The sequence below is a fragment of the Paracoccus gahaiensis genome (genome assembly GCF_005048225.1).
Taxonomy (GTDB): Bacteria; Pseudomonadota; Alphaproteobacteria; order Rhodobacterales; family Rhodobacteraceae; genus Paracoccus; species Paracoccus gahaiensis.
The window spans coordinates 41,424-53,823 of record NZ_SUNI01000014.1 but is presented as its reverse complement, the minus strand read 5'-3'; the positions used below and the strand labels follow the sequence as shown (position 1 = coordinate 53,823).

Below are 12,400 nucleotides of genomic sequence, written 5' to 3'. Positions count from 1 at the left end.
TCAGCCCTCGTCCATCTGGCGCGACAGCAGCGTCGAGAATTCGTCCGAGAACGCCTCCCATCCGCCGGTGATGCGCTCGGCATCGCCCGACAGCTTGTTGTAGAAGACGACCGCCGGGATGGCGGCGACCAGGCCCAGGGCGGTGGCCAGCAGCGCTTCGGCGATGCCCGGGGCCACGACGGCCAGGCTGGTGTCCTGGGTCAGGGCGATCCCCTCGAAGGCGGTCTTGATGCCCCAGACCGTGCCGAAGAGGCCGATGAAGGGCGCGGTCGAGCCCACGGTCGCCAGGAAGGACAGGCCCCTAAACAGGCGCTGTTCCTCGCGCTGGATGGCCACGTTCATGGCGCGGTCGATGCGGCTGATGCCGCCGGGGATCAGCCGCCCGTCATCGCGATGGCTGCGGCGCCATTCGGTCATCCCGGCGCCGAAGATGCGTTCGGACGCGCCCTTGGGCCGGTCGCCCAAGCGGTCGTAGAGATCGTCCAGCGGCTCGCCCGACCAGAAGGCGCGGTCGAACTTGGACGCCTCCTGCCGGGCCTGCGCGAAGGTCAGGAACTTCTGCACGATGATCGCCCAGGACCAGAACGAGGCGACGATCAGCATGACCATCACCACCTGCACCGTCAGCGACGAGCGCCAGAACAGCGCCACGGCAGAAAAATCGATGGCCTCGGCGGCCTGAATGGGTTCCATCTTCACTGCCTCATCAACATGGGCCGGACGGCGATCCCGCAACCCGGCATTGCCGCCTTTTATCGCGTTCCCAAGGCAGGTTTCATCCCCTAAGGCAACACAATGGCGTCACTTTTACGCAATGCGCAGGCGGTGGGACGCAATCGCCTCGTAGGACGGACGCAGCCGCGCCGCAAGCGCGGCCAGCGCCGGCTCCAGTCGCGGGGGCGGACCCTCGGGGCCGCCAAAGCCGGTCGAGCGGTTGACGGCATCGTACCAGACCGCCCCCCAGACCCCGTCGCAGGGCTGCGCGCCGGCAGGCCAGGCCAGCATGGCAGGGGTCCAAGGCAGGTCGATGGCCGCGCAGAGCGCCTGCAGGGCGCGGGCCGGATCGCGGCGGATGTCGGCGCTGTCGATGACGACCGGGGCGGGGCCCCGCGCCGCCATGTCCTGCCACATCTGCCATTGCCGCGCGAAGCCCAGCTCGGCCGGATCGGGCAGGCCCCGCTTGGCCGAGAACGAGGCCACGACCCGGTCGGGATCGCGGATCAGGAAGACATTGGTCAGCCCCGCCGTCCAGCCCAGGTCCATGCCGGGCAGCATGTGCTGGACCATGTGTTTCTGATACTGAACCGAGTGGTCCAGCGGCGCGACGGTCAGCGCGGCCAGCACGTCCTGCCAGCGGGCGGGCTGGCTGGCGATCACCGCGTCGCGCATCGGATGGGGCAGCCCGGTCTGCAGCAGGTAATGCGCGTAGAAGGGCTCGTCCACGCAGGCGCAGTCGCCCCGGGCGGCAAAGCTGCGCATCATCGCGGTGGACAGGTTGCGCGGCCCCGACCACATGGCGATGCGCCGCTCAGCCATCGATGGCCGTCCGCAGCACCGCGGGCAGCCTGACCGCCCGTCCCTGCCGGTCCAGGCAGGCGATGGTCACGCGGGCCGCGAACAGCAGCTGGCCGTCGCGCTGCACCTGCTGGTCCACCCGCAGCCGTGCCGGGCTGGCCTGCGCCAGCTCGGTGCTGACGGTCAGCAGATCGTCGAAGCGGGCGGGGCGCAGGTAATCGGCCTCGATCCGGCGCACGGCAAAGACGTGGCCGCTGTCGCGATGCATCGCCTGCTGGTCGATGCCAAGCGCGCGCAGCCATTCCGACCGCCCGCGCTCGATATATTTCAGATAGTTGGCATAATAGACGATGCCGGCAAGATCGGTGTCTTCATAATAGACGCGCAGGGTCAGGTCATGGCTCATGGCACCACGCTAGGGCGGTTTTGCGCGCCGTGCAATCAGCCGTCGAAGAGGCTGGCCTGTCCCGCCGCCACCGGCATGTCCAGCCCCAGATGCCGCCAGGCGCGCGAGGCCAACTGCCGTCCGCGCGGGGTGCGTGCGATCAGGCCCTGCTGCAGCAGATAGGGCTCGATCACCTCCTCGATCGCGTCGCGGCTTTCCGAGAGGGCGGCGGACAGGGTCTCGACCCCCACCGGCCCGCCGGCGTAATGCTGTGCCATCAGGGTCAGATAGCGGCGGTCGGCCCCATCCAGGCCCAGGTCGTCCACGCCAAGCCGGTTCAGCGCGATATCGGCGATCTCGCGGGTCAGCCGTCCGTTGCCCTCGACCAGCGCAAAGTCGATGACCCGGCGCAGCAGGCGGCCCGCGATGCGGGGCGTGCCCCGGGCGCGGCGGGCGATCTCCATCGTGCCTTCGGGATCGGCGCTGATGCCCATCAGCCGGGCGCCGCGCTGCACGATCAGGTCCAGTTCGGGGATCTGGTAGAATTCCAGCCGGGTCGGAATGCCGAAGCGGTCGCGCAGCGGCGTGGTCAGCAGGCCGAGCCGCGTCGTGGCGCCGACCAGCGTGAAGGGCTGCAGCTCGATCCGCACCGTGCGGGCGGCCGGGCCGTCGCCGATCACCAGATCCAGCTCGAAATCCTCCATCGCGGGATAGAGGATCTCCTCGACCGCCGGGTTCATGCGGTGGATCTCGTCGATGAACAGCACGTCGCGCGATTCGAGGTTCGTCAGGATCGCCGCCAGATCGCCCGCCCGCGCGATGACCGGCCCCGAGGTCATGCGGAAGTTCACCCCCAGCTCGCGCGCCATGATCTGCGCCAGCGTGGTCTTGCCCAGGCCCGGAGGCCCGAAGAACAGCGTGTGGTCCATCGCCTTGCCACGCATCTTGGCGCTTTCGATGAAAACCTTGAGGTTCGCGCGGGCCTCGGCCTGACCCACGAATTCCGACAGGTTCTGCGGGCGCAGGGCCCGGTCCTCGGCATCGCCCTCCAGCGGAGCGGGACGCAGGACGGGGTCGGATGCGCTCATCCGCGACCCCAGGGGGCCCGGGGGGCACGGCCGGGCGCGCGGGCACCGGAGCGGGGGATGCGGCTGGCCGTGGCGCCGGCGGAGGGGGCGGCGGCGGGCGCGAAGCCCGCCTCGCCCTCCATCGCCATCAGCCGGGCGATGCGTTCCTCGGTCGGGGGATGGGTCGAGAACATCCGGTCGGCGCGCAAAGCGTGCAGCGGGTTGATGATGAACATCGAGGCCGCCGCCGGGTTCTTCTCGGCCGGAACGTTCACGGTGCGCCCCGCTGCCGCCGCGATCCGCTGCAGCGCCTGCGCCAAGGCGCGCGGCTGGCCGCAGATCGCGGCGCCGGTCGCATCGGCCTCGTATTCGCGGGCGCGCGAGATCGCCATCTGCACCATCATCGCGGCCATCGGCGCCACGATCATCGCAATGATGCTGCCGATCATGCCGCCGCGTCCCTCGCGGCCCCCGGCGAACAGCATCATGTTGCCCATCATCGCGATGGCCCCCGCCATCGTGGCCGTGATGGTCATGGTCAGCGTGTCGCGATGCTTGATATGGGCCAGCTCATGCGCGATGACGCCCGCGATCTCGTCCCGGCTCAGCGCCGAGACCAGACCCTGCGTCACCGCCACGGCGGCATTCTGGGGGTTGCGTCCGGTGGCGAAGGCGTTGGGCTGCTCGGTCGGCAGCAGGTACAGCTTGGGCATCGGCAGCTCGGCGCGGCGGGCCAGCTCGGCGGTCATCTCGTACAGCTCGCCCGCCTGCCCCGGCGCCAGTTCCACCGCGCCCTGCTGGCGCAGGACCATCTTGTCGCTGTTCCAGTAACTGAAGAAGTTCATGCCGCCCGCAATCACCAGCGCGATCATCGCGCCGCCCGCACCGCCCAGCATCCAGCCCAATGCCATCACCAGCGCCGTCAGCGCCGCCATCAGCATGAAGACCTTGACGTTTCCTGCCATCTTCCGACCTCCGATTCAGTCCTTGGGCGCCAGAAGGCGCAGCGCCGCGCGGATCAACGCGGGCATGGGCGCCGCCGGTTCCCGCGCCTGCGCCTCGGCCACGGCGCTGGCAGCCTCGGAGGGACCATAGCCCAGATTGGTCAGCGCCGACAGCGCATCGGCCATCGCCTGACCGGGATGCGCAGCGGCGGGGGCCGGGGCCGCATCGGCGCCCGGCGCCGGGGCTGCCATGGGGGCGGGCTCGATGCCCGGTACATCCGCGCCCTGCCCCATCAGCGCGCCCGCATCGACCGTCAGCGCGCCGCCAAGCGCCATGACCGAGGGCGCCTTGTCCTTGAGTTCCAGCACGATCCGCTGCGCCAGTTTCGGCCCCACCCCGTTGGCCTTCCTGACCGAGGCCCAGTCCCCGAGCGCGATCGCGCGGCCCAGCCCCTCGGGCCCGAGCGTGCTGAGGATCGCCAGCGAGACCTTGGCCCCCACCCCCTGCACCGAGGTCAGCAGCCGGTGCCATTCCTTCTCCAGCATGGTCGGAAAGCCGAAGAGCTGCAGCAGGTCCTCGCGCACCAGCAGCTCGGTATAGAGCGCCGCCGCCTGCCCCACCGGGGGCAGGCCCGCCGCCGTGCGCTCGCTGACATGGATGATGTAGCCCACGCCCCGCACATCGATCAGCACCTGATCGCGCGCCCGGTGCAGGATGACGCCGGCGATGCGCCCGATCATGCCGCGCCCCGCTTGGGGCTGGCCACGCGCAGGGTCCGGCCCTGCAGGTGGCGCGAATGGCAGATGGCGATGGCCAGCGCGTCCGCCGCGTCCGGGCTGTCGAAGATCACGCCCGGCAGCTGGATGCGGACCATGTGCTGCACCTGTTCCTTGGCGGCATGGCCCACGCCCACCACGGTCTTCTTGACCGCATTGGGGGCATATTCGCCGACCGAGATTCCGGCCTCGGCCGGGGCCAGCAGGGCCACGCCGCGCGCCTGACCCAGTTTCAGCGTGCCGGTCGCGTCCTTGTTCACGAAGGTCTGCTCGACCGCCGCCTCGTCGGGGGCATGGGTGGCGATGACCGCGCAGAGGCCGCGGAACAGCACCGACAGGCGCGATCCCAGATCCTGGGCGCCGTCCGAATGGATCGTGCCATTGGCCACGTGGCGGAGGCGGGAGCCATCGACCTCGATCACCCCCCAGCCCATGTTCCGCAAACCGGGATCGATGCCCAAGACCTTCATGCTGCCCTCATTTTTTCCAAGGGTTAGCACGAAGGGCGAACATCTGCCTAGGGGGGATGCCGCAAGGCCGGGGGTTTCACACCCCGTCGCCGGCTGGTCCTTGAACCAGTGGCGTGACCTGCCGGCGACCCCCGTGGGATATTTCAACCAAGATGAAAGGGATCACTCCTCGAGGACATCCAGCACGCCCGGGACGGCACGCAGGGCCTGGCGGGCGGGGGTGGTCAGGGGGGCGTCGCCCGCGACCTCGATCTCGATCAGGTCGTCGCCCTCGCGCAGGCGCAGGCGGATCGGGCCGCGCGAGCGGGGCGGCACGACGATGTCGGTGCGGATGCGGGTCAGCACCTCGACCAGGCGCGGGATGGTGTCGGCGCCCTGCATCTCGACCGCGAGGCAGCCCGCGCCGGCATCGGCCACGGCATCCTCGAGCGCGGTGATGGAATTGGCCAGCATCTTGATCTGGTCGCCCGAGGGTTCGACCTTGACCTGCAGCACGACGTTCTGCCCCGGCTCCAGCCGGTCGCGGGAGGCGGTCAGCAGGTCCGAGAAGACGGTGACCTCGTAGAGCCCGGTCGGATCGGACAGGCTGACGAAGGCATAGGCCGTGCCCTTGGCCGATTTCCGCTCCATCCGGGCCGCCACGGTGCCGGCGATCTGGGCGACCAGCGGGCCCTGCAGCGCGTCCTGGCTGATCTCGGCCAGGGTCTGGACCTTCTTGCGGCGCAATGCGGGCAGGTAGTCGTCCAGCGGATGGCCAGAGAGGTAGAAGCCGATGGCCTTGTGTTCCTCGGCCAGCTTCTCGGTGGGCAGCCAGATGCCCGCCAGCGCCGGGCGGGGCGGCGGCAGATCCTCGCCCCCGCCGAACAGCGAGGTCTGGCTGGAGGCCGCCTGGTCCTGCACCGCTGCCGACCACGCGACCAGCGCGTCCAGCGACTTCATCACCCGGGCGCGGTTGTCGTCGAGGATGTCGAAGGCCCCGGCGCGGGCCAGCATTTCCAGCGGGCGCTTGCCCACGCGCTTCATGTCGACGCGGCGGGCGAGGTCGTGGAGGTCGCGGAAGGGCCGATCGCCCCCCTCGCCCGCGCGGCGCGCGTCATGGATCAGGCGCATCGCCTCGAGGCCCACGCCCTTCAGCGCGCCCAGGGCGTAGTGGATGCGGCCCGGCCCGGTGGTGAAGGTGGGGGCCGAGCGGTTCACGCAGGGCGGCACCATCTCGATGCCCATGCGGTCGCATTCGCGTTTGTAGACGGCCAGCTTGTCGGTGAGGTGGATGTCGCAGTTCATCACGGCGGCCATGAACTCGACCGGGTGGTTGGCCTTGAGCCAGGCGGTCTGGTAGCTGACCACGGCATAGGCCGCCGCGTGGGACTTGTTGAAGCCGTAATTGGCGAATTTCTCCAGCAGGTCGAAGACCTCGCCGGCCTTCTTGTCGGGCACGCCGTTGGCCACCGCGCCGGTGACGAATTTGGGGCGTTCCTTGGCCATCTCGGCGGCGATCTTCTTGCCCATCGCCCGGCGCAGCAGATCGGCGCCGCCCAGCGAATAGCCCGCCATGACCTGCGCGATCTGCATCACCTGTTCCTGATAGACGATGATGCCCTGCGTTTCCGCGAGGATATCGTCGATCGAGGGATGGATGGATTCCAGATCGCGCAACCCGTTCTTGACCTCGCAATAGGTCGGGATGTTCTCCATCGGACCGGGGCGATACAGCGCCACGAGGGCCACGATATCCTCGATGCAGGTGGGCTTCATGCGGCGCAGCGCGTCCATCATGCCCGAGGATTCCACCTGGAACACCGCCACCGTGCGGGCCGAGGCGAACAGATCGTAGCTGGCCTTGTCATCCAGCGGGATCAGGTTGATCTGGTTTTCGGTGCCCGGCGTCGGGTCGTACAACTGCCGCCCGTCGGCGGCGACATGCAGCGGGCGCCCTGCCCCGTTGATCAGGTCCACGGCGTTCTGGATCACCGTCAGCGTCTTCAGCCCCAGGAAGTCGAACTTGACCAGACCGGCCTGTTCCACCCATTTCATGTTGAACTGCGTCGCCGGCATGTCGGAGGCCGGATCGCGATAGAGCGGCACCAGCTGATCCAGCGGCCGGTCGCCGATCACCACCCCCGCCGCATGGGTCGAGGCGTTGCGATAGAGCCCCTCCAGCTGTTCGGCATAATCCAGCAGACGGCCCACGACCTCTTCGCGGGCGGCCTCGCGCAGGCGCGGCTCGTCGGCGCGGGCCTTGGCGATGCTGACGGGCTTCACCCCCTCGACCGGGATCATCTTGGACAGGCGGTCGACCTGGCCGAAGGGCAGTTGCAGCACCCGGCCCACGTCGCGGACGGCGGCCTTGGACAGCAGCGCGCCGAAGGTGATGATCTGGCCCACCTTGTCGGCCCCGTACTTGCCCTGCACATAGCGGATGACCTCCTCGCGCCGGTCCATGCAGAAGTCGATGTCGAAGTCGGGCATGCTGACCCGTTCGGGGTTCAGGAACCGCTCGAACAGCAGGTTGTAGCGCAGCGGGTCCAGATCGGTGATGGTCAGCGCATAGGCCACGAGGCTGCCGGCCCCCGAGCCGCGCCCGGGTCCCACCGGGATGCCCTGCTCCTTGGCCCAATGGATGAAATCGGCCACGATCAGGAAATAGCCGGGAAACCCCATCTGCTCGATGATGCCCAGCTCGAACTCCAGCCGTGCGGTATAGTCCTCGGGGGTGACCGAATGGGGGATGACCTTCAACCGCTCGGCCAGACCGGCATGGGCCTGGCGGCGCAGCTCGGCCACCTCGTCATTGGCGAACTTGGGCAGGATCGGGGCGTGGCGGGCGACCGCGAAGGCGCAGCGGCGGGCGATCTCGACGGTGTTCTCGATCGCCTCGGGCAGATCGGCGAACAGCATCGCCATTTCCTCGGGCGACTTGAAGTAATGCGCGGGCGTCAGGCGGCGGCGGGGCTGGGACTGGTCGACATAGGCCTTTTCCGCGATGCAGATCAGCGCGTCATGCGCCTCGTACATGGTGGATTTCGGGAAATAGACATCGTTCGTGGCCACGAGCGGCAGGTCGCGCGCATAGGCCAGCGCGATCAGTCCGGCCTCCGAGGCGGCCTCGGCGGCCATCAGCTGGCCGGTCTCGCCCGGATGGCGCTGCAGCTCCACATAGAGGCGCGTCGGGAAGGCGTTCGCCAGCCGGTCGGCCAGGGCCTCGGCCTTGGGCCCCTGCCCCTGCGCGACCAGCTGGCCCAGGGGCCCCGTCGCCCCGCCGGTCAGGCAGATCAGCCCCTCGGACCGGGCACACAGCTCGTCCAGCGTGACATGCGGCAGCGCGCCCCCCTCGCGCAGATAGAGGCACGAGGACAGCGCCATCAGGTTCAGCCAGCCCGCCTGATCCTGCGCCAGCAGGACGACCGGGCCGGTGGCCTCGGCGGCCAGGGTCACCTGACAGCCGACGATTGGCTGGATGCCCTTGTCGCGGGCCTTCACGCTGAATTCCAGGGCCGCGAACATGTTGTTCGTGTCGGTCAGCGCGACCGCCGGCATGCCCGCATCTGCGGCAAGTCCGGGCAATTTGCCTATCGGAATGGCACCTTCCAGCAAAGAATGCTCGGAATGTGTGCGAAGATGGATGAATCGGGGGGATTTTGCGGCCATAAGGGGATCTGTATCGCAGCCTGACCGCACAGCGCAATTGCGCGGGCCGCAATTTGCGTCCAATCAGGCAGGGCGCCGCACGAGGGGACAGACTTGACCGACATCGCCGTCTTTCGTGCCGAAGGGATCGGCAAGTCCTATCCCGGCGTGCGCGCCAATGACGACGTGTCCTTTTCCGTCCGCGCCGGAGAGATCCACGCCCTGCTGGGCGAGAACGGCGCGGGCAAGTCCACGCTGGTCAAGATGATCTATGGCCTCGTGCGTCCCGATGACGGGCAGATGTGGCTGGCGGGCAGCCTCCATGCGCCCGCCGATCCCCGCGCCGCCCGTGCGGCGGGCGTGGCCATGGTGTTCCAGCATTTCAGCCTGTTCGACGCGCTGACCGTGGCCGAGAACATCGCGCTTGGCATGGAGAGCCCGCCCCCCCGGCGCGAGCTGTCGGCGCGGATCACCAAGGTCAGCCACGACTTCGGCCTGCCCCTGAACCCGGCGCGGCGCATCGTCACCCTGTCGGCGGGCGAGCGCCAGCGGGTCGAGATCATCCGCTGCCTGCTGCAGGATCCGCGCCTGCTGATCATGGACGAGCCGACATCGGTGCTGACCCCGCAAGAGGCCGAGCTGCTGTTCGCCACGCTGCGCAAGCTGGCGGCGGGCGGCACCGCGATCCTGTACATCAGTCACAAGCTGGACGAGATCCGCGCCCATTGCGACCGCGCCACGATCCTGCGCCATGGAAAGGTCGTGGACAGCTGCGACCCCCGCGCCCATTCCGCCCGCGATCTGGCGGCGATGATGGTCGGTGGGCAGATGCGCGTCATCGACCGCTCGGGCCGTCAGGCGGGCGAGGTTCTGTTGCAGGTCACCGCCCTCAGCCAGCCCGCCCCGAATGCCGAAGGGACGGCGTTGAAGGATGTCGCGCTGACCCTGCGCGCGGGCGAGATCCTGGGCATCGGCGGCGTCGCGGGCAACGGGCAGGAGGAGCTGCTGGCCGCCCTCTCGGGCGAGGTGCGCAGCGCACCGGGCAGCGTCGTGCTGGAGGGCACCGACCTCTCCGCCCAGGGCCCCGAGCCGCGCCGCGTGGCGGGCCTGCTGACCGCGCCCGAGGACCGGCTTGGCCATGCCGCGGTGCCCGATTTCAGCCTGACCGAAAACACCCTGCTGACTGCCGGCGCCCGCAAGGGGCTGGTGCGGCGCGGGATGATCGACCACGGTGCCGCGCGCGACTATGCGCTGGCCGTCATCCAGGGCTTCGACGTGCGCACCCCGGGGCCGCATGTGCCCGCCCGCGCGCTGTCGGGGGGCAATCTGCAGAAATTCGTGATCGGGCGCGAGGTGATGCAGGACCCCCGCGTGCTGGTCGTCAACCAGCCGACCTGGGGCGTGGATGCGGGCGCCGCGGCTGCCGTCCGCCAGTCGCTGCTGGATCTGGCGCGCCAGGGCGCGGGCGTCATCGTCATCAGCCAGGATCTGGACGAGCTCTTGGAACTGTCCGACCGCTTCTGCGCCCTGAACGAAGGGCGGCTGTCGCCCCCCGTCCCCACCGAAGGCCTGACGCTGGACCGCATCGGCCTGATGCTGGGCGGCGCGCATGGCATGGAAGAGGCCCGCCCATGATCCTGCTGGTGCCCCGGCAAACCGCCTCGAACGGCTGGCAGATCGCCACGCCGGTGATGGCCGTGCTGGCCACGATGGTCACGGGCGGGCTGCTGTTCGCGATCATGGGCTATGACCCGGTGGCGGCGATCCGCACGATCTTCTGGGACCCGCTGTTCGGGCCCGCCGCCTCCTATTCGCGCCCGCAGCTGCTGATCAAGGCGGCCCCCCTGATCCTGATTGCGTCGGGGCTGGCGATCGGCTTTCGCGCCGGCATCTGGAACATCGGGGCCGAGGGGCAGTACATCATCGGCGCCCTCACCGGCGCCGCCGTGGCGCTGGCGCTCTATCCGCTGGAGGCCTGGTGGCTGTTCCCGCTGATGGTGCTGGCGGGGCTGGCCGGGGGCTGGGCCTGGGGCATGATCCCCGCGATGCTCCGGAACTGGTTCGGCGCCTCGGAAATTCTGGTGTCGCTGATGCTGGTCTATGTGGCGCAGCGCGTTGCGGCCTGGATGGCCTTCGGGCCGATGCGCAACCCCGAGGGTATGGGCTTTCCCGGCTCGCGCAACCTGCAGCAATACCCGTCGGCCGCGAATCCCGAGCTGATCGCGGGCACCGGCGCGCATTGGGGCGTGGTCGCCGCCGCCCTGGCCGTTCTGGCGACCTGGGTGCTGATGAGCCGCCATATCCGCGGCTTCCACATCCGCGCCGCAGGCACCGCGCCCCGCGCCGCGCGCTTCGCCGGCGTCAGCCCCACCACGCTGGTGGCCTTCTGCCTGGGCCTGTCGGGGGCGCTGGCGGGGGCGGCGGGCCTCTTCGAGGTCGCGGGCCCGGCCGGGCAGGTCACCGACAAGCTGGGCACGGGCTACGGGTTCACCGCGATCATCGTGGCCTTTCTGGGCCGGCTGCATCCGGTGGGCATCCTGCTGGCCGGGCTGCTGCTGGCGCTGACCTATATCGGCGGAGAGCTGGCGCAGCTGACCATGTCCCTGCCCGCCGCCACCGTGCAGGTGTTCCAGGGGATGCTCTTGTTCTTCCTTCTGGGCTTCGACGTGCTGACCCGGTTCAGGATCCGGCGGAGGCTGCGCGCATGATGATCGATCCGCTGTCCGTCTTTCTGCTGCTGATCTCGGCCTCGACGCCGATCCTGTTCGCCGCCCTGGGCGAACTGGTGGCCGAGCGCGCGGGCGTGCTGAACCTGGGCGTCGAGGGGATGATGATCACCGGCGCGCTGGCCGGTTTTGCCGCCGCCTATGCCACCGGCAATCCGTTCCTGGGGTTCCTGGTCGCGGCCTTGGCGGGGGCGGTCATCTCGATGCTGTTCGCGGGGCTGACGCAGCTGTTTCTGGCCAACCAGGTCGCCTCGGGGCTGGCGCTGACCCTGTTCGGGCTGGGCCTGGCCGCGATGTTCGGCAAGCCCTTCGAGGGCGTGAAGGCGCCGCCCATGCCCACGGGCCCGCTGCGCATCAACTGGATCGTCTGGCTGGGGCTGATCATGGTGCCGCTGATCTGGGCGTTCCTGAACCGGTCCCGCGCGGGCCTGATCCTGCGCGGCGTGGGCGAGAACCACGAGGCCGCCCATGCGCTCGGCTACAACGTCCGGCTGACCCGCACCGCCGCCATCGCCTTCGGCGGTGCCATGGCGGGGGTCGGCGGGGCCTACATCTCGATCGCCACGGTGCTGCAATGGACGGAAGGCATGACGGCGGGCGCGGGCTGGATCGCGCTGGCCATCGTGGTCTTTTCCAAATGGACCGCGCCGGGCGTGCTGGCGGGGGCATGGCTCTTCGGCGGGGTCACCGTGCTGCAGCTGCGCCTGCAGGCGGCGGGCGTCGCGGTGCCGGTGCAGCTCTTGTCCATGGCACCCTATCTGGCGACGATCCTGGTGCTGGTCATCATCTCGGCCCGCCAGAAATACAGCAGGCGCGCGGGCGGCGGATCGCCCGGATCGCTTGGCACAAATTTCCACGCGCTGCGCTGAACCGCAGCCGATTACCGCAA

11 protein-coding genes are annotated in these 12,400 nt (G+C 69.4%); 3 read left to right on the top strand and 8 right to left on the bottom strand.

The genetic code is table 11. The features are described 5' to 3' along the window. From tolQ to dnaE, 8 genes are all read right to left on the bottom strand, one after another. Complete coding sequence (tolQ, locus tag FA743_RS13890) at window positions 1-693, bottom strand: protein TolQ (RefSeq protein WP_135312113.1); 693 nt, start codon at window positions 691-693, stop codon at window positions 1-3. 114 nt (window positions 694-807) lie between these two features. After that, window positions 808-1,536 carry a sulfotransferase-like domain-containing protein gene (locus tag FA743_RS13885; protein ID WP_246054967.1) on the bottom strand — a complete coding sequence of 243 codons (729 nt, stop codon included), beginning with the start codon at window positions 1,534-1,536 and terminating at the stop codon, window positions 808-810. Next, the gene (gene ybgC, locus FA743_RS13880) at window positions 1,529-1,921 is read right to left on the bottom strand and encodes a tol-pal system-associated acyl-CoA thioesterase (RefSeq protein WP_136886704.1); all 393 of its coding nucleotides are present in this window, start codon (window positions 1,919-1,921) and stop codon (window positions 1,529-1,531) included. The genes FA743_RS13885 and ybgC overlap by 8 nt, the downstream gene beginning before the upstream one ends. A 35-nt stretch (window positions 1,922-1,956) precedes the next feature. Continuing rightward, window positions 1,957-2,988 carry a Holliday junction branch migration DNA helicase RuvB gene (ruvB, locus tag FA743_RS13875; RefSeq protein ID WP_136886703.1) on the bottom strand — a complete coding sequence of 344 codons (1,032 nt, stop codon included), beginning with the start codon at window positions 2,986-2,988 and terminating at the stop codon, window positions 1,957-1,959. Beyond that, window positions 2,985-3,932, bottom strand: coding sequence for a zinc metalloprotease HtpX (gene htpX, locus FA743_RS13870; protein ID WP_136886702.1), 948 nt, complete (start codon window positions 3,930-3,932; stop codon window positions 2,985-2,987). The genes ruvB and htpX overlap by 4 nt, the downstream gene beginning before the upstream one ends. Before the next feature lie 15 nt (window positions 3,933-3,947). Then, window positions 3,948-4,652, bottom strand: a complete 705-nt coding sequence (gene ruvA, locus FA743_RS13865; RefSeq protein ID WP_136886701.1) for a Holliday junction branch migration protein RuvA — start codon at window positions 4,650-4,652, stop codon at window positions 3,948-3,950. After that, window positions 4,649-5,158 (bottom strand): crossover junction endodeoxyribonuclease RuvC, encoded by a 510-nt coding sequence (gene ruvC / locus FA743_RS13860; RefSeq protein WP_136886700.1) that lies wholly within the window; start codon window positions 5,156-5,158, stop codon window positions 4,649-4,651. The genes ruvA and ruvC overlap by 4 nt, the downstream gene beginning before the upstream one ends. A gap of 162 nt (window positions 5,159-5,320) precedes the next feature. After that, window positions 5,321-8,806 carry a DNA polymerase III subunit alpha gene (gene dnaE / locus FA743_RS13855; protein ID WP_136886699.1) on the bottom strand — a complete coding sequence of 1,162 codons (3,486 nt, stop codon included), beginning with the start codon at window positions 8,804-8,806 and terminating at the stop codon, window positions 5,321-5,323. A 93-nt stretch (window positions 8,807-8,899) separates the two neighbouring features. Between dnaE and FA743_RS13850 the strand changes: the two genes are divergently transcribed. Genes FA743_RS13850 through FA743_RS13840 form a run of 3 tightly spaced genes read left to right on the top strand, consistent with a single transcriptional unit; the run spans window position 8,900 to window position 12,380 of the window. Beyond that, the gene (locus FA743_RS13850) at window positions 8,900-10,420 is read left to right on the top strand and encodes an ABC transporter ATP-binding protein (protein ID WP_136886698.1); all 1,521 of its coding nucleotides are present in this window, start codon (window positions 8,900-8,902) and stop codon (window positions 10,418-10,420) included. Beyond that, window positions 10,417-11,493: an ABC transporter permease gene (locus tag FA743_RS13845; RefSeq protein ID WP_136886697.1), complete on the top strand. Its 1,077-nt coding sequence runs from the start codon at window positions 10,417-10,419 to the stop codon at window positions 11,491-11,493. The genes FA743_RS13850 and FA743_RS13845 overlap by 4 nt, the downstream gene beginning before the upstream one ends. Beyond that, window positions 11,490-12,380: an ABC transporter permease gene (locus FA743_RS13840; RefSeq protein WP_136886696.1), complete on the top strand. Its 891-nt coding sequence runs from the start codon at window positions 11,490-11,492 to the stop codon at window positions 12,378-12,380. Before FA743_RS13845 ends, FA743_RS13840 begins: the two co-directional genes overlap by 4 nt. Window positions 12,381-12,400: the final 20 nt, after the last annotated feature.